Source organism: Guptibacillus spartinae, assembly GCF_028610625.1.
GTDB classification, from domain to species: Bacteria; Bacillota; Bacilli; order Bacillales; family Guptibacillaceae; genus Guptibacillus; species Guptibacillus spartinae.
In genome coordinates, this window is sequence record NZ_JAQQWU010000019.1 from 32,320 (window position 1) to 49,106 (window position 16,787).

Sequence of the window (16,787 nt, forward strand, 5' to 3'; positions counted from 1 at the left end):
TTGGCATAGATAATTTCTTGGTAATCAAAGGAGGAAACACTAATGTCAAAAGAAAAATTCGACCGCTCCAAGCCCCACGTTAACATTGGTACAATTGGACACGTTGACCATGGTAAAACTACTCTAACAGCTGCGATCACTTCTGTGCTTCACAAGCGTTCAGGTAGCGGTACTGCTATGGCTTATGACCAAATCGATGGTGCTCCTGAAGAGCGCGAACGTGGAATCACAATCTCAACTGCACACGTTGAGTACGAAACTGAAAACCGTCACTATGCACACGTTGACTGCCCAGGTCACGCTGACTATGTTAAAAACATGATCACTGGTGCTGCTCAAATGGACGGAGGAATCCTAGTAGTATCTGCTGCTGACGGCCCAATGCCACAAACTCGTGAGCACATCCTTCTTTCTCGTCAAGTTGGTGTACCTATGCTTGTTGTATTCTTGAACAAGTGTGACATGGTTGACGACGAAGAACTACTTGAACTAGTTGAAATGGAAGTTCGTGATCTTCTTTCAGAATACGACTTTGATGGCGACGAAGTTCCAGTAATCAAAGGTTCAGCTCTTAAAGCTCTTGAAGGCGACGATGAGTACGAAGCAAAAATCTTCGAACTTATGGACGCAGTTGATGAGTATATCCCAACTCCAACACGTGACACTGACAAGCCATTCATGATGCCAGTTGAGGACGTATTCTCAATCACTGGTCGTGGTACAGTTGCAACTGGCCGTGTTGAGCGTGGACAAGTTAAAGTCGGTGACGAAGTTGAAATTCTTGGTCTTGCTGAAGAGAACAAGAAAACAACAGTTACTGGTGTTGAAATGTTCCGTAAGCTTCTTGACTATGCTGAAGCTGGCGATAACATTGGTGCACTTCTTCGTGGTGTATCCCGTGACGACATTCAGCGTGGACAAGTTCTTGTTAAGCCAGGAACTGTAAAAGCTCACACTAAGTTCCAAGCTGAAGTTTACGTTCTTTCAAAAGAAGAGGGTGGACGTCACACTCCATTCTTCGCTAACTACCGTCCTCAGTTCTACTTCCGTACAACTGACGTAACTGGTACAATCGCTCTTCCAGAAGGCGTTGAAATGGTTATGCCTGGAGATAACATCGAAATGACAGTTGAACTTATCGCTCCAATCGCTATCGAAGATGGAACTAAGTTCTCTATCCGTGAAGGTGGACGTACTGTAGGCGCAGGCGTTGTAGCTACAATCACTGAGTAATCTCTATGATTAAACAAAACACCCGGATTTTTCCGGGTGTTTTTTATTTGGGATCTATGTTAAATTGGAAAAATGGGTTTGAAACATTTCTTTCAAGACCATTAAAGGTTAGAGAATAGTCTGAAATTGCTTTTAGGCCTTGCATTTTATGGCTCAGGCCGTTATACTATTAAAAGTGTGCGATCGACATACTTTTCAAATGCACTAAGCCTTGCAATTAGGTATTTGGTTTAGTATAATAAGAATGTTGGTCATAAACAGCGATGATGTGGAAGGTTGCTGACACACCCGGCCCCTTTGCCATGGCGAGTGTGTTGGGTTTATTTTCACGGAGAACTGTCTATAACAATATGGGCGATAAAGGAGGGGAAATAATGGCAAAGCAAAAAATTCGTATTCGTTTAAAAGCATATGATCACCGTATTCTAGATCAGTCTGCTGAGAAAATTGTAGAAACAGCAAAACGTTCAGGTGCACAAGTATCCGGACCGATCCCGTTGCCGACGGAAAAATCTGTTTACACAATTCTACGTGCTGTACACAAGTACAAAGATTCTCGTGAGCAGTTTGAAATGCGTACGCATAAGCGTCTAATCGATATCATCGAGCCTACACCACAAACGGTTGACTCGTTAATGCGTTTAGACCTACCGTCTGGCGTTGACATTGAAATTAAACTTTAATAGAACGCTAAATAAATTTTTTAAAAACAATTAGGAGGTGTGACGAATGACCAAAGGAATCTTAGGAAGAAAAGTAGGCATGACTCAAGTCTTTGCTGACAACGGAGATATTATCCCGGTAACTGTAATTGAAGCAGAACCTAACGTTGTCCTTCAAAAGAAAGTTGTTGATACAGACGGCTACGAAGCAATCCAAGTTGGTTTTGCTGACAAGAAAAAGTCTCGTTTCAACAAGCCTGAAGAAGGCCATGCTACAAAAGCTAGCACAACACCTAAGCGCTTCGTGAAAGAAATTCGTAACGCAGAAGGTAGTTACGAAATTGGTCAGGAAGTCAAGGTTGATATCTTTAACGAAGGTGACGTAGTTGATGTAACTGGTACGTCTAAAGGGAAAGGTTTCCAAGGTGCAATCAAGCGCCATAACCAATCTCGCGGACCAATGACTCACGGTTCTCGTTATCACCGTCGTCCAGGTTCAATGGGACCTATCGATCCAATGCGTGTAATGAAAGGTAAACTTCTACCTGGTCGCATGGGTGGCGAACGTGTAACTGTACAAAACCTTGAGATCGTTAAAGTAGATGTAGAACGTAACGTGATTCTAGTAAAAGGTAACGTACCTGGAGCTAAGAAAAGCTACGTAACTATCCAAAGCGCGGTTAAAGCAAAAGAAGCTAAGTAAGAAGGGAGGATATCCAAGTGCCTAAAGTAACAATGTTCAACCAAACCGGAGCACAAGTCGGCGACATCGAACTCGCTGAAGCAATCTTCGGGATCGAACCAAACGAAAGTGTTATGTATGATGCGGTTATCATGCAGCAAGCATCTTTGCGTCAAGGTAATCATGACGTGAAAAATCGTTCAGAAGTACGCGGTGGTGGAGCTAAACCATGGCGCCAAAAAGGAACAGGTCGTGCTCGTCAGGGCTCAATCCGTTCACCACAATGGGTTGGCGGTGGAGTAGTATTTGGTCCGACACCAAGAAGCTATTCTTACAAGCTACCTAAAAAAGTTCGCCGTTTGGCGATCCGTTCTGCTTTGTCTTCTAAAGTGCAAACAGAGGATATGGTCATCGTGGACAGCATTTCTTTTGATGCTCCAAAAACAAAAGAAATGAAATCAGTACTATCAAGCCTATCTGCAGAAAACAAGGCGCTTATCGTTACAGGAGACTATAACGAAGCAGTTGCATTATCTGCACGCAATATTCCTGGTGTTACTGTTGTAACTTCAGCTGGACTTAACATCCTTGATGTCCTTAAAGCTGATAAACTAGTTATGACAAAAGACGCTGTGGAAAAAGTAGAGGAGGTGCTAGCGTAATGAACGCTCGTGATATCATCAAGCGCCCCGTTATTACTGAAGCTACTACAGACGTAATGGCAGACAAAAAGTATACTTTCGAAGTAGATACTCGTGCTAACAAAACTCAAATCAAGAGTGCTCTTGAAGAAATTTTCGGAGTAAAAGTTGCTGGAGTAAATACTCAGAACTATATGGGTAAAAAGAAACGTGTTGGCCGCCACAGCGGATTTACACCACGTCGCAAAAAAGCTATCGTGACGCTTACACCAGAAAGCAAAGAATTGGACTTCTTTGAAGGCGTCTAAAAAATAATAGTGAAGGAGGGAAATAAGAATGGCGATTAAAAAGTACAAACCGACCACAAACGGTCGTCGTGGTATGTCAGTATCTGACTTTGCTGAAATCACAACTGACCAACCGGAAAAATCGTTGCTTGCACCGCTTCATAAAAAAGGCGGACGTAACAACCAGGGTCGCTTAACTGTTCGTCACCAAGGTGGCGGTCATAAGCGTAAATATCGTGTTATCGACTTTAAACGAGACAAAGATGGAATACCAGGACGCGTTGCTACGATCGAATACGATCCAAACCGCTCTGCAAACATCGCTCTTATCAACTATGCTGATGGAGAAAAGCGTTACATTCTTGCTCCAAAAGGACTTAAAGTAGGAACTGAAATTATGTCTGGCGTTGATGCTGACATTAAAGTAGGAAACGCTCTTCCACTAATCAACATTCCAGTTGGTACAACAATTCACAATATCGAACTTAAGCCAGGCCGTGGCGGACAGCTTGTTCGTTCTGCTGGTGCAGAAGCTCAGCTTCTTGGTAAAGAAGGTAGATACGTACTAGTACGTCTTCGTTCTGGAGAAACTCGTATGATTCTTTCTACTTGCCGCGCTACAATCGGTCAGGTTGGTAACCTTGAGCACGAGCTTATCAATATTGGTAAAGCTGGTCGTTCTCGCTGGTTGGGCATTCGTCCTACAGTTCGTGGTTCTGTAATGAACCCAGTTGATCACCCACACGGTGGTGGTGAAGGTCGTGCGCCGATCGGACGTAAATCACCAATGTCACCATGGGGCAAACCAACCCTTGGATTTAAGACTCGTAAGAAAAACAAAGAATCCGACAAGTACATCGTACGCCGTCGCAAAAAATAACGGGATTTACCTACGGTTCCGCGGAGCCGTAGCATAATCTCAAAAGGGAGGTTCACAAATGGGTCGTAGTTTGAAAAAAGGACCTTTTGTCGACGATCATTTAATGAAAAAGGTCGAAGACTTAAATGAAAAGAGCGACAAAAAAGTTATTAAGACTTGGTCTCGTCGTTCAACAGTATTCCCAGAATTTATTGGACACACTTTTGCAGTATATGATGGACGCAAGCACGTACCGGTTTATGTAACAGAAGACATGGTCGGTCATAAACTTGGTGAATTTGCTCCAACTCGCACATATCGCGGGCACGCTGCAGATGACAAAAAAACTAGACGTTAATTTGAGGGGAGGTACAACGAATGCAAGCTAAAGCTGTTGCAAAACACGTGCGTATTGCTCCTCGTAAAGCACGCTTAGTCGTAGATCTCATTCGAGGAAAGCAAGTCGGTGAAGCTATTGCGATTTTGCGCAACACAAACAAAGCTGCTTCTCCAGTAGTTGAGAAAGTGCTTAACTCTGCGATCGCTAATGCAGAGCACAATCTTGAGTTAGAGCCGAACAATCTTACGGTTTCTCAAGTGTTTGTGGACGAAGGAGTAACAATGAAACGTTTCCGCCCACGTGCTATGGGTAGAGCTAGCCGCATCAACAAGCGCACTAGCCACATCACAGTCGTGGTATCAGAAAAGAAGGAGGGATAACGAGTGGGTCAGAAAATTAATCCGGTAGGACTTCGAATTGGTGTCATTCGTGATTGGGAGTCTAAATGGTACGCAGACAAAGATTACGCTAACCTATTACACGAAGATATTAAAATTCGTGAATATATTGAAAAACGTTTGAAAGATGCATCTGTTTCAGCTGTTGAAATCGAACGTGCAGCAAACCGAGTGAATGTTACAGTGAAAACTGCTAAGCCTGGTATGGTAATCGGTAAAGGTGGTTCTGAAGTTGAGTCTCTTCGTAAGTCTCTCGCGGAACTAACAGGCAAGAAAGTTCACGTTAACATTTTCGAAATTAAACAAGCTGACATTGATGCAACACTAGTTGCTGATAACATCGCTCGTCAACTTGAAAACCGTGTTTCATTCCGTCGCGCTATGAAGCAAACAATTCAACGCGCAATGAGATCCGGAGCTAAAGGAATTAAAACGCAAGTATCTGGCCGTCTAAACGGTGCTGATATTGCTCGTTCTGAATCATACAGTGAAGGTACTGTACCTCTTCACACACTACGTGCTGACATCGACTATGGTACTGCAGAAGCAGATACTACTTACGGTAAGCTTGGTGTGAAGATTTGGATCTATCGTGGTGAAGTCCTTCCAACGAAAGGAACGCAAAAAGAGGAAGGGGGAAAATAAATCATGTTGTTACCTAAACGTGTTAAATACCGCAGAGAACATCGCGGAAAAATGCGCGGACGTGCTAAAGGTGGCACTGAAGTAGCATTCGGTGAATACGGTCTACAAGCTCTTGAAGCTAGCTGGATCACAAACCGTCAAATCGAGGCAGCTCGTATTGCTATGACTCGTTACATGAAACGTGGCGGTAAAGTTTGGATTAAAATTTTCCCATCAAAGCCTTACACTGCTAAACCACTTGAAGTACGAATGGGTTCCGGTAAAGGTGCTCCTGAAGGCTGGGTAGCTGTAGTAAAGCCAGGGAAAATCTGTTTTGAAATTGCAGGCGTATCTGAAGAAGTAGCGCGCGAAGCACTTCGTCTTGCTTCTCACAAATTGCCTATTAAAACTAAGTTCGTAAAACGCGAAGAAGTGGGTGGTGACACAAATGAAAGCTGAGGAAATTCGTAACTTGACCACTGCCGAAATCGAGCAGAAAGCGAAATCGTTTAAAGAAGAACTTTTCAATCTTCGCTTTCAACTTGCTACAGGTCAACTGGAAAACCCAGCCCGCATTCGTGAAGTCCGTAAATCAATCGCTCGCGCAAACACTGTTTTGCGTGAAAGAGAGTTAGGAATCACAAACGGTTAATATGAGGGGAGGTTTGCGAAATGAGCGAACGCAATAATCGCAAAGAATACACTGGGCGTGTTGTCTCTGACAAAATGGATAAGACAATTACTGTTTTAGTTGAGACTTACAAAATGCACCCTTTATACGGTAAACGTGTTAAGTATTCTAAAAAGTTTAAAGCACATGATGAAAACAACACTGCAAAAATCAACGACGTGGTTACAATCATGGAAACTCGTCCGGTATCTAAAGATAAGCGTTTCCGTCTTGTGGACGTAGTTGTAGAAGCAGTTATTATCTAAATGAACTCGGATCATTGAATAATGTCCGAAGGGAGGTCTTTCTAGATGATTCAACAGGAATCTCGTTTGAAATCAGCTGACAACTCTGGTGCTCGTGAACTACTTTGTATCAAAGTACTTGGTGGCTCTGGTCGTAAAACTGCTAATATCGGTGACGTAATTGTTTGTTCGGTGAAACAAGCAACACCTGGTGGCGTTGTTAAGAAGGGTGAAGTCGTAAGAGCTGTTATTGTACGCAGTAAGTCTGGCGTTCGTCGTCAAGATGGTTCATACATCAAATTCGACGAAAACGCAGCGGTTGTTATCCGTGATGACAAAGGACCGCGCGGAACACGTATTTTCGGACCAGTTGCACGCGAACTACGTGACAACCAGTTTATGAAAATCGTTTCTCTAGCTCCAGAAGTTCTTTAATCATTTGAAAATAGATGCCTTGTAAGGAGGTGCGCGACCTTATGCACGTAAAAAAGGGAGATAAAGTAAAAGTTATTTCTGGTAAGGATAAAGGTAAACAAGGTGTGATCCTTGAAGCTTACCCGAAAAAAGAAAGAGTTATCGTTGAAGGTGTCAACCTTGTTAAGAAACACTCAAAACCATCCCAGGCTAATCCTCAAGGTGGAATCATTGAGCAGGAAGCAGCGATCCACGTTTCTAACGTAATGGCGCTTGATCCGAAGTCTGGTGAACCGACTCGCGTTGGTTACAAAGTAGACAACGGGAAAAAAGTTCGTATCTCAAAAAAATCCGGTGAAGTACTCGATAAGTAGTTCGTAGCGAAAGGAGGTCAATCCGATGAATCGTTTCCAAGAAAAGTATCAAAATGAAACTAAACCTGCATTGATGGAGAAATTTAATTATTCCTCTGTTATGGAAGTTCCAAAACTTGAAAAAATCGTAATCAACATGGGTGTTGGTGACGCTGTACAGAACCCGAAAGCTCTTGATACAGCTGTTGAGGAACTTGAGTTGATCTCAGGTCAAAAACCCCTAATCACTCGTGCTAAGAAGTCAATCGCTGGCTTTAAGCTTCGTGAAGATATGCCAATCGGTGCAAAAGTTACTTTGCGCGGAACTCGTATGTTTGAATTTCTAGATAAACTTATTTCTGTATCACTACCTCGTGTACGTGACTTCAGAGGTGTTTCTAAGAAAGCATTCGATGGCCGTGGTAACTACACACTTGGTATTAAAGAACAGTTGATTTTCCCCGAAATTGATTACGATAAAGTAAATAAAGTACGCGGAATGGACATCGTTATCGTAACAACAGCTAATACGGACGAAGAGAGCCGTGAAATGTTGACTAACCTAGGTATGCCATTTCAAAAGTAAGTAAGGAGGGAAAATTGTGGCGAAAAAATCAATGATCGCGAAACAACAGCGTCAAGCTAAGTTTAAAGTTCAAGAATACACTCGTTGTGAACGTTGCGGACGTCCTCACTCTGTTATTCGTAAGTTTAAACTTTGCCGTATTTGTTTCCGGGAACTTGCACACAAAGGTCAAATCCCAGGCGTTAAAAAGGCTAGCTGGTAAACCCGAAATAGGGAAGGAGGTAATTACTAATGGTCATGACTGATCCAATTGCAGATATGCTTACAAGAATTCGTAATGCGAACACAGTTCGTCACGAAAAACTAGAGTTGCCTGCATCGAATTCGAAAAGAAACATCGCTGAAATCCTCAAACGTGAAGGTTTTGTACGTGATGTTGAAATGATCGAAGACAACAAACAAGGAATCATCCGTATCTTCTTAAAGTACGGTTCAAATAACGAACGCGTTATCACTGGATTAAAGCGAATCAGTAAACCTGGTCTTCGCGTATACGCTAAAGCAGACGAAGTACCACGTGTACTTGGCGGTCTAGGAATCGCTCTAGTTTCTACTTCTAAAGGAATTATGACGGACAAAGAAGCTCGTCAACAGCAAGTAGGCGGAGAAGTTCTAGCGTACGTTTGGTAATTCTTAAAAGCAGAATGGAGGTGTAATTATGTCACGTGTCGGACTTAAACCGGTTGACATCCCAAGTGATGTAACAATCGATATCAAAGGAGACGTTGTAACGGTAAAAGGACCTAAAGGGGAACTTTCTCGTACATTCAGCTCTGATATCAAAGTAAACATTGAAGAGAACGTGCTAACTGTAGCTCGTCCTTCAGATAACAAAGAGCATCGTGCTCTTCACGGAACAACTCGCAGCCTGATCGCTAACATGGTTGAAGGTGTGACTAAAGGCTTTGAAAAAGGTCTTGAAATCATCGGTGTTGGTTACCGTGCAAGCAAATCTGGTCAAAAACTAATCCTTAACGTAGGTTACTCTCACCCAGTTGAGATGGTACCTGAAGAAGGAATTGAAATTGAAGTTCCTTCTAACACAAAAGTTGTTGTTAAGGGAATTGATAAAGAACGCGTTGGAGCTGTTGCAGCTAACATCCGCGCTGTCCGTACTCCAGAACCTTACAAAGGTAAAGGAATTCGTTACGAAAACGAATATGTACGTCGTAAAGAAGGTAAAACAGGTAAATAGGTAAAAACCTAGCGGAAAGGAGTGACGTTTAATGATCACTAAGGCCGATAAAAACAAAGCACGTCAAAAAAGACATGCTCGCGTACGCCGCACAGTTACCGGCACGACTGAACGTCCGCGTCTAAACGTATTCCGTTCTAATAAGAACATCTATGCTCAGCTTATCGATGACACTAAAGGTGTTACAATCGTTGGAGCTTCAAGTATGGAACAAGGAATTGACGTTGAACACGGCGGTAACACGGAAGCAGCTGTGAAAGTCGGAGAAGCTATCGCAAAGCGTGCTGTTGAAGCAGGTTATTCAGAAGTGGTTTTTGACCGCGGAGGATACCTCTATCACGGACGTGTAAAAGCTCTTGCTGACGCAGCGCGTGAAGCAGGACTGAAATTTTAATAAAAAGGAGGTTAACTCATGCCTAGCATTGATGCTAACAAACTAGAACTTGAAGAACGCGTAGTTACCGTTAACCGCGTAGCGAAAGTTGTTAAAGGTGGACGTCGTTTCCGCTTCGCAGCGATCGTAGTTGTCGGAGATAAAAACGGTCACGTTGGATTCGGAACTGGTAAAGCGCAGGAAGTTCCTGAAGCAATTCGCAAAGCTATTGAAGATGCGAAAAAGAACTTAATTACTGTTCCTATCGTAGGAACTACAATCCCTCACCAAATCACAGGTCATTTCGGAGCTGGTAACGTACTATTGAAGCCTGCTTCTGAAGGTACTGGAGTTATCGCTGGCGGACCCGTTCGTGCGGTACTTGAACTTGCTGGTGTAGGTGACATTCTATCGAAGTCTCTTGGATCTAACAATCCGATTAACATGGTGCGTGCAACACTTAACGGCCTTGAAAACCTTAAGCGTGCTGAAGACGTTGCGAAGCTTCGTGGAAAATCTGTAGAAGAGCTACTAGGTTAAGGGAGGGAAATTAGATGGCTAAGCAATTAGAAATCACCCTCACACGTAGTGTGATTGGTCGCCCTCAAGACCAACGCGTGACGGTAAAAACACTTGGACTTAAAAAGATGCATCACACGGTTGTTCATAACGACAATCCTGCGATTCGTGGTATGATCAACAAGGTATCTCACCTTGTAACTGTTAACGAAATTGATGCGTAAAAAATCTATACATTGAGGAGGTGCCCACAATGAAACTACACGAACTAAAACCATCTGAAGGTTCTCGTAAAGAACGCAACAGACTTGGTCGCGGTATTGCTACTGGTAACGGTAAGACATCTGGCCGTGGTCAAAAAGGTCAAAAAGCTCGTTCTGGCGGCGGTGTACGCGTCGGTTTCGAAGGAGGACAACTTCCAATCTTTAAACGTCTACCGAAACGTGGATTTACAAACATGAACCGTAAAGAGTTCGCTATTGTTAATCTTGATTCGCTAAACCGTTTTGAAGATGGAACTGAAGTTTCTCCAGAACTTCTTTTGGAATCTGGCGTAGTTAGCAAAGAAAAAGCTGGAATTAAGATTCTAGGTAATGGTAAGCTTGAGAAAAAGCTTACCGTGAAAGCCCACAAGTTCTCTGCTTCTGCAAAAGAGGCGATTGAAGCGGCAGGCGGAAATACTGAGGTGATCTAATGTTCCAAGCAATCTCCAACATTATGCGCGTAGGTGATATTAGAAACAAAATAATTTTCACCCTACTCATGCTTGTCGTGTTCCGTATCGGAACATTCATACCGGTTCCTGGTGTGAACAGAGATGTATTACAGTTTCAAGATCAAATGAGTCTCTTCGGAGTTCTCAACACCTTTGGCGGTGGAGCGTTGCAAAACTTCTCCATCTTTGCCATGGGAATTATGCCTTATATCACTGCTTCTATCATTGTGCAGCTTTTACAAATGGACGTTGTGCCGAAATTTACCGAATGGTCTAAACAGGGCGAGGCCGGACGCAAAAAGCTTACACAAGTTACTCGTTATGGAACGATTGTACTTGGACTTGTTCAAGGTATCGGTCTTTCAATCGGGTTCAACAATATTGTTGGAGGTCAGTTGATCAGTAATCCCGGTGTACTGACGTATCTAAATATTTCTCTTGTTTTAACAGCCGGAACGGCTTTTTTGATGTGGTTAGGCGAACAGATCACAGCAAAAGGTGTTGGAAATGGAATCTCAATTATTATCTTTGCTGGGATTGTAGCTGCAATTCCTCCAGGGCTTAATCAGCTCTATGCTCAGATGTTTGAAGGCTCCCAGGATGAGTTGTTCATAAACATCGTCACTCTTGTGATTATTGCACTTGCAGCACTTGCAATTGTTGTCGCTGTTATCTTTGTTCAACAAGGTCTTCGTAAAATTCCAATTCAATATGCAAAACGAACTGTTAACCGCAGACAAGTAGGTGGTCAATCCACTCACTTACCGATTAAAGTTAATGCAGCAGGTGTTATTCCAGTTATCTTTGCGATATCACTGATCATTACTCCACCAACGATCGCCAGGTTGTTCGGAGATAATTCGGTAACGGAATGGATCATCAGGGTGTTTGACTATACACAACCGATTGGTATGGTCGTGTATGCGTTACTCATCATTGGGTTTACGTATTTCTATACGTTTGTCCAGGTTAATCCGGAAAAGATGGCTGAGAATTTGAAGAAACAGGGTGGATACATTCCTGGTATTCGTCCGGGTAATGCAACAGAAACGTACATTACTCGAATTCTCTACCGTTTAACGTTGGTAGGAGCACTTTTCCTTGCTGTTATATCGATTATTCCGGTATTTTTCACAACCGTAGCAGGACTGCCGCAGACGCTGCAAATCGGCGGAACAAGCTTGCTGATCGTTGTTGGGGTAGCGCTTGATACGATGAAGCAAATTGAAAGTCAATTAATTAAACGTCATTATAAAGGCTTTATTAAATCTTGAGGATAAACTGGGAAGAACTTTCTTCCCCTCCTTCATCCTCGATTGGGTGACGTGCGGAGGGATTAGATGAATCTAGTATTAATGGGGCTTCCGGGTGTCGGAAAAGGAACCCAGGCAGAAAAGATTGTCGAAAAGTATGGCATCCCTCATATCTCCACTGGAGATATGTTCCGAGCAGCGATCAAAGAAGGAACGCCTCTTGGTCTAAAAGCAAAAGAGTACATGGATTCTGGAAACCTCGTACCTGATGAAGTAACAATTGGTATAGTACGAGAGCGTTTAGGAAAAGATGATTGCGAAAAAGGCTTTCTACTCGATGGTTTTCCGAGAACAGTCGCACAGGCTGATGCGCTTGAAACGATCTTATCCGATCTCGGTAAAAAACTTGACTATGTGATTAACATTGCAGTCGAGGAAGATCAGCTCATGCAGCGTTTAACTGGGCGTCGCGTTTGCCGGAATTGTGGAGCTACCTATCACGCAGTTTTCAATCCTCCTAAGGAAGAAGGAGTTTGTGATAAGTGCGGTGGAGAACTTTATCAACGTGATGATGATAAAGAAGAAACTGTGCGGACTCGCCTTGAAGTCAACAAGCAGCAACAGCAGCCATTGTTGACCTTTTACGAAGGCAAAGGCTATCTTAAAACGATTGATGGCAATAGAGACATCAATGAAGTTTTTGAAGATGTCGATCAACTTCTCAAAGGATTGTCGTAATGATTATTTGCAAGACTCCTCGTGAACTTGATATCATGCGAGAAGCAGGCAGAATTGTCGCGTTAACACATCAAGAATTACAAAAGCACATCAAGCCTGGAGTTACGACAAAAGAGCTGGATACGATTGCCGATCGGTTTATTCGTCAGCTTGATGCAATTCCTTCCTTTAAGGGTTACAATGGATTTACTGGAAGTATATGCGCTTCAGTTAATGAAGAGCTTGTACATGGTATTCCAGGGGGTCGCGTGTTGGCGGAAGGAGATATAATTAGTATCGATATTGGTGCTAAGTATAAGGGTTACCATGGAGATTCAGCATGGACCTATCCTGTTGGCACTATCTCAGAAGAAGACGAACGGTTGTTAAAAGTTACCGAGGAATCGTTATATAAAGGGTTGGATGAGGCGAAGGCTGGTAGGAGGCTTTCAGATATCTCTCATGCGATCCAAGCATATGCCGAAGCTGAGGGTTTTTCGATTGTACGAGAATATGTTGGTCATGGTGTAGGTCAGGACCTTCATGAAGATCCACAAATTCCCCATTACGGTCCTCCAGGAAAAGGCCCGAGGCTAAAGCAGGGAATGGTCCTTGCGGTAGAGCCGATGGTGAATCTGGGCTCTCGCTACGTTCGAACACTTTCGGATAATTGGACTGTAGTAACAACTGACGGTAAGAATTGCGCTCATTTCGAGCACACGATTGCCGTTACGGAAGAAGGATATGAAATACTAACAAAGGCCTAAGTGAAGGTGATGGTTCGTGAAAGAGTCGGATACCGTTCCCGAGATCGGTCAGATCGCTCGGAATAAACGGGGAAGAGACGCTGATCAATATAGCGTGATTGTAGGGATTGTAGATGAACGTTATGTTTTCTTAGCGGACGGGGATAAACGAAAGTTTGATCGTCCTAAGCGGAAGAACCTCGCACACCTTGAGCTGGTAGAGTATATATCCCCTGAGGTAAAGCGAAGTCTTGAAGAAACGGGCCGTGTCACAAATGGCAAGCTGCGTTTCGCGATCTCAAAGTATTTGAATGAACACGTCATTGATTTAAAGGAGGGAGAGCAAGTAGATGGCTAAAGAAGAAGTAATTGAAATGGAAGGCACGGTTATCGAACCTCTACCGAATGCAATGTTTCGAGTAGAACTCGAAAACGGTCATAAGATTCTTGCTCACGTATCCGGAAAGATACGCATGCATTACATTCGTATTTTACCAGGTGACAAAGTAACTGTTGAGCTTTCTCCATATGATTTATCACGTGGACGTATCACGTATCGTTATAAATAAGAAATTAATCTCCGTATACAAGGAGGGTTAAAATAATGAAAGTAAGACCGTCAGTAAAACCAATGTGTGAAAAATGTAAAGTTATTCGCCGTAAAGGTAAAGTCATGGTTATCTGTGAAAATCCAAAGCACAAGCAAAAACAAGGCTAATATATAAGGAGGTGCAACGTAATGGCACGTATTGCTGGTATTGATGTTCCACGCGAAAAACGCATCGTAATCGCGTTAACTTACGTTTATGGAATCGGTAAAACAACTGCGAAACAAGTTCTAGTTGATGCTGGTGTTTCTGAAGACACTCGCGTACGCGACTTAACTGAAGAAGAGCTCGGAAAAATCCGTGAAGTGGTAGACAAAATTAAAGTTGAAGGTGATCTTCGTCGTGAGATCTCACTTAACATTAAGCGTCTAATCGAAATCGGTTCTTATCGTGGTATCCGCCACCGTCGTGGTCTTCCTGTCCGAGGTCAACATACGAAGAACAACTCTCGTACTCGTAAAGGCCCTCGCCGTACAGTAGCTAACAAGAAGAAGTAAGGGAGGTAATTAACAAATGGCTAAACAACGTAAAGCAAATACGCGTAAAAAGCGCGTGAAAAAGAATGTTGAGAGTGGAATAGCTCACATCCGTTCTACTTTTAACAACACTATTATTACGATTACTGACACTCACGGAAATGCGATTTCTTGGGCAACTTCCGGTAACATGGGCTTCAAAGGTTCTCGTAAGTCTACTCCATTCGCTGCTCAAATGGCTGCTGAAACTGCAGGTAAAACTGCACAGGAGCATGGCATGAAAACTGTAGAAGTTTCTGTTAAAGGCCCTGGAGCTGGTCGTGAAGCTGCGATCCGTGCACTTCAAGCTGTAGGTCTAGAGGTTACTGCGATCCGTGACGTAACTCCAGTACCTCATAACGGCTGCCGTCCGCCAAAACGTCGTAGAGTCTAAGGTAGTAGAGAGTTCAAAAACGTAGATGTTCCCTTCGGGAGAATGCCTGGTTTTGAACAATCTCTTATGGAAAGATTCAATCTATCGGTATACAATTGATGAACATGTCAATAATGATAATGTATAAATTGTTGACGGTTGACGAATCATAATTAGGTTGTTGGTATTTGGACCGCCTAAGGGGATTATTCGGTTAGACAACATGTCTAACCGAAGTTCGACGTTTTGAAGGAGGGTTTGTTGGATGATCGAAATCGAAAAGCCAAAAATTGAAGCGGTAGCTATCAACGAGGATGCTAAATACGGAAAGTTTGTTGTAGAACCATTAGAGCGTGGTTATGGAACTACCCTGGGTAACTCCCTTCGTCGTATCCTGTTATCTTCACTTCCTGGTGCTGCTGTTACATCTGTACAAATTGAAGGAGTTCTTCACGAATTTTCTACAATTGAAGGCGTACATGAAGATGTAACAACTGTCATTCTTAATCTTAAGAAATTAGCTATGAAAGTTTACTCGGAAGAAGAGAAAACATTAGTAGTTGATGTGCAGGGGCCAGGGACGGTAACAGCTGGAGATATTACTCATGACAGCGACGTGGAGATCTTAAACCCTGACCTTCATATTGCTACCCTTTCTGCTAGTGCCCGTTTCCAAATGCGAATTACTGCTATTCGCGGAAGAGGCTATGTACAAGCAGAAGGAAACAAAAATGATGAACAGCCAATCGGAGTTATTCCGGTTGACTCGATCTTCACTCCTGTTTCTCGTGTTAACTACCAGGTTGAAAACACTCGCGTTGGCCAGGTAACTAATTATGACAAACTAACCCTCGATGTTTGGACAGATGGAAGCATTCGCCCTGAAGAAGCTGTATCACTAGGCGCAAAGATTTTAAATGAACATTTAAATATCTTTGTTGGCTTAACAGATCAGGCTCAAAATGCTGAAATCATGGTCGAAAAAGAAGAGGATCAAAAAGAGAAAGTGCTTGAGATGACAATCGAAGAGCTCGATCTCTCAGTTCGTTCATATAACTGCCTGAAGCGTGCTGGCATTAATACTGTTCAAGAACTAACTCAGAAGTCTGAAGAAGACATGATGAAAGTTCGTAACCTTGGACGTAAATCACTTGAAGAGGTACAAGAAAAGCTTGAAGAGCTTGGACTTGGACTTCGTAACGAAGAATAGATATTTAAGTTGTTGATTTTATAAACAACAAAGGAGGGAATACTTCATGGCATACCAAAAGTTAGGTCGTACGAGTGATACGCGTAAAGCGCTATTCCGTGACCTTGTTACAGATTTGATCATCAATGAACGTATTGAAACGACAGAATCGAAGGCGAAAGAGCTTCGTTCTTTCATCGACAAAATGATTACGCTTGGTAAACGCGGAGATCTTCACGCACGTCGTCAAGCAGCTTCTTTCATCCGTAACGAAGTAGCGGATCAAGAAAGCGGTCAAGATGCAGTTCAAAAACTATTCAGCGATATCGCTCCACGTTATGCAGAGCGTCAAGGCGGTTACTCTCGTATCCGTAAGCTTGGACCACGCCGCGGTGACGGTGCTGAAATGGTTATCATCGAGCTAGTATAAGACGCACTTGATTAAAAGGGCGGGACAGGATCTCGACAATGGATACTGATTCTATGCCCTTTTTTCGTGCGTTTTTTTGTTTTAACGCACGTTCTCAAGTGGTTGCATGCTGCTTGCCATTAAAGGAAGTCTGGCAGATGCCAGGCTTTTTTTATAGGAT

Annotated in this window: 32 protein-coding genes; all 32 read left to right on the top strand. The window is 43.0% G+C overall.

Annotated elements, in window-relative coordinates; translation table 11 throughout:
• Window positions 1-42: 42 nt before the first annotated feature.
• The 32 genes from tuf (at window position 43) to rplQ (ending at window position 16,627) form a co-directional block, all read left to right on the top strand.
• Window positions 43-1,233, top strand: coding sequence for an elongation factor Tu (tuf, locus tag PQ511_RS21375; RefSeq protein WP_226660063.1), 1,191 nt, complete (start codon window positions 43-45; stop codon window positions 1,231-1,233).
• Between the two features lie 374 nt (window positions 1,234-1,607).
• On the top strand, window positions 1,608-1,916 hold the full coding sequence (gene rpsJ / locus PQ511_RS21380) for a 30S ribosomal protein S10 (protein WP_098445973.1): 309 nt from the start codon (window positions 1,608-1,610) through the stop codon (window positions 1,914-1,916).
• A 46-nt stretch (window positions 1,917-1,962) separates the two neighbouring features.
• Window positions 1,963-2,598: a 50S ribosomal protein L3 gene (gene rplC, locus PQ511_RS21385; RefSeq protein WP_159780818.1), complete on the top strand. Its 636-nt coding sequence runs from the start codon at window positions 1,963-1,965 to the stop codon at window positions 2,596-2,598.
• Between the two features lie 17 nt (window positions 2,599-2,615).
• On the top strand, window positions 2,616-3,239 hold the full coding sequence (gene rplD / locus PQ511_RS21390) for a 50S ribosomal protein L4 (RefSeq protein ID WP_224591382.1): 624 nt from the start codon (window positions 2,616-2,618) through the stop codon (window positions 3,237-3,239).
• Window positions 3,239-3,526, top strand: a complete 288-nt coding sequence (gene rplW / locus PQ511_RS21395) for a 50S ribosomal protein L23 (protein ID WP_098445976.1) — start codon at window positions 3,239-3,241, stop codon at window positions 3,524-3,526. Before rplD ends, rplW begins: the two co-directional genes overlap by 1 nt.
• 28 nt (window positions 3,527-3,554) lie before the next feature.
• Window positions 3,555-4,385, top strand: coding sequence for a 50S ribosomal protein L2 (rplB, locus tag PQ511_RS21400; protein WP_273853988.1), 831 nt, complete (start codon window positions 3,555-3,557; stop codon window positions 4,383-4,385).
• A 58-nt stretch (window positions 4,386-4,443) separates the two neighbouring features.
• Window positions 4,444-4,722 carry a 30S ribosomal protein S19 gene (gene rpsS, locus PQ511_RS21405; protein WP_048313326.1) on the top strand — a complete coding sequence of 93 codons (279 nt, stop codon included), beginning with the start codon at window positions 4,444-4,446 and terminating at the stop codon, window positions 4,720-4,722.
• A 20-nt stretch (window positions 4,723-4,742) separates the two neighbouring features.
• Window positions 4,743-5,084: a 50S ribosomal protein L22 gene (rplV, locus tag PQ511_RS21410; protein ID WP_048313327.1), complete on the top strand. Its 342-nt coding sequence runs from the start codon at window positions 4,743-4,745 to the stop codon at window positions 5,082-5,084.
• Between the two features lie 3 nt (window positions 5,085-5,087).
• Window positions 5,088-5,747, top strand: a complete 660-nt coding sequence (gene rpsC, locus PQ511_RS21415; RefSeq protein ID WP_098445978.1) for a 30S ribosomal protein S3 — start codon at window positions 5,088-5,090, stop codon at window positions 5,745-5,747.
• 3 nt (window positions 5,748-5,750) lie between these two features.
• Entirely contained in the window at window positions 5,751-6,185 is a 435-nt protein-coding gene (rplP, locus tag PQ511_RS21420) for a 50S ribosomal protein L16 (protein ID WP_048313329.1), read from the top strand.
• Window positions 6,175-6,378: a 50S ribosomal protein L29 gene (gene rpmC / locus PQ511_RS21425; protein WP_048313330.1), complete on the top strand. Its 204-nt coding sequence runs from the start codon at window positions 6,175-6,177 to the stop codon at window positions 6,376-6,378. The genes rplP and rpmC overlap by 11 nt, the downstream gene beginning before the upstream one ends.
• 20 nt (window positions 6,379-6,398) lie before the next feature.
• Complete coding sequence (gene rpsQ / locus PQ511_RS21430; protein WP_224591384.1) at window positions 6,399-6,662, top strand: 30S ribosomal protein S17; 264 nt, start codon at window positions 6,399-6,401, stop codon at window positions 6,660-6,662.
• Window positions 6,663-6,707: 45 nt separating this feature from the next.
• Window positions 6,708-7,076 (top strand): 50S ribosomal protein L14, encoded by a 369-nt coding sequence (gene rplN, locus PQ511_RS21435; RefSeq protein WP_098445980.1) that lies wholly within the window; start codon window positions 6,708-6,710, stop codon window positions 7,074-7,076.
• Between the two features lie 41 nt (window positions 7,077-7,117).
• Window positions 7,118-7,429, top strand: a complete 312-nt coding sequence (gene rplX, locus PQ511_RS21440; protein WP_224885170.1) for a 50S ribosomal protein L24 — start codon at window positions 7,118-7,120, stop codon at window positions 7,427-7,429.
• 25 nt (window positions 7,430-7,454) lie between these two features.
• Window positions 7,455-7,994: a 50S ribosomal protein L5 gene (gene rplE / locus PQ511_RS21445; RefSeq protein WP_226660061.1), complete on the top strand. Its 540-nt coding sequence runs from the start codon at window positions 7,455-7,457 to the stop codon at window positions 7,992-7,994.
• A 16-nt stretch (window positions 7,995-8,010) separates the two neighbouring features.
• On the top strand, window positions 8,011-8,196 hold the full coding sequence (gene rpsN / locus PQ511_RS21450; RefSeq protein ID WP_098445982.1) for a 30S ribosomal protein S14: 186 nt from the start codon (window positions 8,011-8,013) through the stop codon (window positions 8,194-8,196).
• A 29-nt stretch (window positions 8,197-8,225) separates the two neighbouring features.
• Window positions 8,226-8,624, top strand: coding sequence for a 30S ribosomal protein S8 (gene rpsH, locus PQ511_RS21455; RefSeq protein ID WP_098445983.1), 399 nt, complete (start codon window positions 8,226-8,228; stop codon window positions 8,622-8,624).
• Between the two features lie 28 nt (window positions 8,625-8,652).
• Window positions 8,653-9,189, top strand: a complete 537-nt coding sequence (rplF, locus tag PQ511_RS21460) for a 50S ribosomal protein L6 (protein WP_224591388.1) — start codon at window positions 8,653-8,655, stop codon at window positions 9,187-9,189.
• Window positions 9,190-9,220: 31 nt separating this feature from the next.
• Entirely contained in the window at window positions 9,221-9,583 is a 363-nt protein-coding gene (rplR, locus tag PQ511_RS21465; RefSeq protein ID WP_159780820.1) for a 50S ribosomal protein L18, read from the top strand.
• 18 nt (window positions 9,584-9,601) lie between these two features.
• Entirely contained in the window at window positions 9,602-10,102 is a 501-nt protein-coding gene (gene rpsE / locus PQ511_RS21470) for a 30S ribosomal protein S5 (RefSeq protein ID WP_224591390.1), read from the top strand.
• A gap of 14 nt (window positions 10,103-10,116) precedes the next feature.
• Window positions 10,117-10,305 (top strand): 50S ribosomal protein L30, encoded by a 189-nt coding sequence (gene rpmD, locus PQ511_RS21475; RefSeq protein WP_098445987.1) that lies wholly within the window; start codon window positions 10,117-10,119, stop codon window positions 10,303-10,305.
• 29 nt (window positions 10,306-10,334) lie between these two features.
• Window positions 10,335-10,775: a 50S ribosomal protein L15 gene (gene rplO / locus PQ511_RS21480; RefSeq protein WP_098445988.1), complete on the top strand. Its 441-nt coding sequence runs from the start codon at window positions 10,335-10,337 to the stop codon at window positions 10,773-10,775.
• Window positions 10,775-12,070 carry a preprotein translocase subunit SecY gene (gene secY, locus PQ511_RS21485; RefSeq protein ID WP_273853989.1) on the top strand — a complete coding sequence of 432 codons (1,296 nt, stop codon included), beginning with the start codon at window positions 10,775-10,777 and terminating at the stop codon, window positions 12,068-12,070. Before rplO ends, secY begins: the two co-directional genes overlap by 1 nt.
• Before the next feature lie 66 nt (window positions 12,071-12,136).
• Window positions 12,137-12,787: an adenylate kinase gene (locus tag PQ511_RS21490; RefSeq protein WP_273853990.1), complete on the top strand. Its 651-nt coding sequence runs from the start codon at window positions 12,137-12,139 to the stop codon at window positions 12,785-12,787.
• Window positions 12,787-13,533, top strand: coding sequence for a type I methionyl aminopeptidase (gene map, locus PQ511_RS21495; protein WP_273853991.1), 747 nt, complete (start codon window positions 12,787-12,789; stop codon window positions 13,531-13,533). Before PQ511_RS21490 ends, map begins: the two co-directional genes overlap by 1 nt.
• A 16-nt stretch (window positions 13,534-13,549) precedes the next feature.
• Complete coding sequence (locus PQ511_RS21500; protein WP_226660057.1) at window positions 13,550-13,870, top strand: KOW domain-containing RNA-binding protein; 321 nt, start codon at window positions 13,550-13,552, stop codon at window positions 13,868-13,870.
• On the top strand, window positions 13,863-14,081 hold the full coding sequence (gene infA, locus PQ511_RS21505; RefSeq protein ID WP_098445993.1) for a translation initiation factor IF-1: 219 nt from the start codon (window positions 13,863-13,865) through the stop codon (window positions 14,079-14,081). The genes PQ511_RS21500 and infA overlap by 8 nt, the downstream gene beginning before the upstream one ends.
• A gap of 35 nt (window positions 14,082-14,116) precedes the next feature.
• Window positions 14,117-14,230, top strand: a complete 114-nt coding sequence (gene rpmJ / locus PQ511_RS21510) for a 50S ribosomal protein L36 (RefSeq protein ID WP_003720928.1) — start codon at window positions 14,117-14,119, stop codon at window positions 14,228-14,230.
• Between the two features lie 21 nt (window positions 14,231-14,251).
• Complete coding sequence (gene rpsM, locus PQ511_RS21515; RefSeq protein ID WP_048313347.1) at window positions 14,252-14,617, top strand: 30S ribosomal protein S13; 366 nt, start codon at window positions 14,252-14,254, stop codon at window positions 14,615-14,617.
• Between the two features lie 16 nt (window positions 14,618-14,633).
• A complete protein-coding gene (gene rpsK / locus PQ511_RS21520) occupies window positions 14,634-15,029 on the top strand; it encodes a 30S ribosomal protein S11 (protein WP_224591407.1) in 396 nt (131 codons plus the stop codon).
• Between the two features lie 244 nt (window positions 15,030-15,273).
• Window positions 15,274-16,218, top strand: coding sequence for a DNA-directed RNA polymerase subunit alpha (locus PQ511_RS21525; protein ID WP_224591409.1), 945 nt, complete (start codon window positions 15,274-15,276; stop codon window positions 16,216-16,218).
• 46 nt (window positions 16,219-16,264) lie between these two features.
• Window positions 16,265-16,627, top strand: coding sequence for a 50S ribosomal protein L17 (gene rplQ / locus PQ511_RS21530; protein ID WP_098445995.1), 363 nt, complete (start codon window positions 16,265-16,267; stop codon window positions 16,625-16,627).
• Window positions 16,628-16,787 lie beyond the last annotated feature (160 nt).

Bases quoted from the DNA above. Each gene is read 5' to 3' on its own strand.
- rplP (WP_048313329.1), top strand. From the start codon at position 5,751: ATGTTGTTACCTAAACGTGTTAAATACCGCAGAGAACATCGCGGAAAA.
- rplC (WP_159780818.1), top strand. From the start codon at position 1,963: ATGACCAAAGGAATCTTAGGAAGAAAAGTAGGCATGACTCAAGTCTTT.
- infA (WP_098445993.1), top strand. From the start codon at position 13,863: ATGGCTAAAGAAGAAGTAATTGAAATGGAAGGCACGGTTATCGAACCT.
- secY (WP_273853989.1), top strand. From the start codon at position 10,775: ATGTTCCAAGCAATCTCCAACATTATGCGCGTAGGTGATATTAGAAAC.
- rpsM (WP_048313347.1), top strand. From the start codon at position 14,252: ATGGCACGTATTGCTGGTATTGATGTTCCACGCGAAAAACGCATCGTA.
- rplB (WP_273853988.1), top strand. From the start codon at position 3,555: ATGGCGATTAAAAAGTACAAACCGACCACAAACGGTCGTCGTGGTATG.
- rplX (WP_224885170.1), top strand. From the start codon at position 7,118: ATGCACGTAAAAAAGGGAGATAAAGTAAAAGTTATTTCTGGTAAGGAT.
- rplR (WP_159780820.1), top strand. From the start codon at position 9,221: ATGATCACTAAGGCCGATAAAAACAAAGCACGTCAAAAAAGACATGCT.
- tuf (WP_226660063.1), top strand. From the start codon at position 43: ATGTCAAAAGAAAAATTCGACCGCTCCAAGCCCCACGTTAACATTGGT.
- rpmC (WP_048313330.1), top strand. From the start codon at position 6,175: ATGAAAGCTGAGGAAATTCGTAACTTGACCACTGCCGAAATCGAGCAG.
- rpmJ (WP_003720928.1), top strand. From the start codon at position 14,117: ATGAAAGTAAGACCGTCAGTAAAACCAATGTGTGAAAAATGTAAAGTT.
- rpsE (WP_224591390.1), top strand. From the start codon at position 9,602: ATGCCTAGCATTGATGCTAACAAACTAGAACTTGAAGAACGCGTAGTT.
- rpsQ (WP_224591384.1), top strand. From the start codon at position 6,399: ATGAGCGAACGCAATAATCGCAAAGAATACACTGGGCGTGTTGTCTCT.
- PQ511_RS21525 (WP_224591409.1), top strand. From the start codon at position 15,274: ATGATCGAAATCGAAAAGCCAAAAATTGAAGCGGTAGCTATCAACGAG.
- rplE (WP_226660061.1), top strand. From the start codon at position 7,455: ATGAATCGTTTCCAAGAAAAGTATCAAAATGAAACTAAACCTGCATTG.
- rplO (WP_098445988.1), top strand. From the start codon at position 10,335: ATGAAACTACACGAACTAAAACCATCTGAAGGTTCTCGTAAAGAACGC.
- rplQ (WP_098445995.1), top strand. From the start codon at position 16,265: ATGGCATACCAAAAGTTAGGTCGTACGAGTGATACGCGTAAAGCGCTA.
- rpsH (WP_098445983.1), top strand. From the start codon at position 8,226: ATGGTCATGACTGATCCAATTGCAGATATGCTTACAAGAATTCGTAAT.
- rplF (WP_224591388.1), top strand. From the start codon at position 8,653: ATGTCACGTGTCGGACTTAAACCGGTTGACATCCCAAGTGATGTAACA.
- rplV (WP_048313327.1), top strand. From the start codon at position 4,743: ATGCAAGCTAAAGCTGTTGCAAAACACGTGCGTATTGCTCCTCGTAAA.
- rpmD (WP_098445987.1), top strand. From the start codon at position 10,117: ATGGCTAAGCAATTAGAAATCACCCTCACACGTAGTGTGATTGGTCGC.
- rplN (WP_098445980.1), top strand. From the start codon at position 6,708: ATGATTCAACAGGAATCTCGTTTGAAATCAGCTGACAACTCTGGTGCT.
- rpsJ (WP_098445973.1), top strand. From the start codon at position 1,608: ATGGCAAAGCAAAAAATTCGTATTCGTTTAAAAGCATATGATCACCGT.
- rplW (WP_098445976.1), top strand. From the start codon at position 3,239: ATGAACGCTCGTGATATCATCAAGCGCCCCGTTATTACTGAAGCTACT.
- rpsK (WP_224591407.1), top strand. From the start codon at position 14,634: ATGGCTAAACAACGTAAAGCAAATACGCGTAAAAAGCGCGTGAAAAAG.
- PQ511_RS21490 (WP_273853990.1), top strand. From the start codon at position 12,137: ATGAATCTAGTATTAATGGGGCTTCCGGGTGTCGGAAAAGGAACCCAG.
- rpsS (WP_048313326.1), top strand. From the start codon at position 4,444: ATGGGTCGTAGTTTGAAAAAAGGACCTTTTGTCGACGATCATTTAATG.
- map (WP_273853991.1), top strand. From the start codon at position 12,787: ATGATTATTTGCAAGACTCCTCGTGAACTTGATATCATGCGAGAAGCA.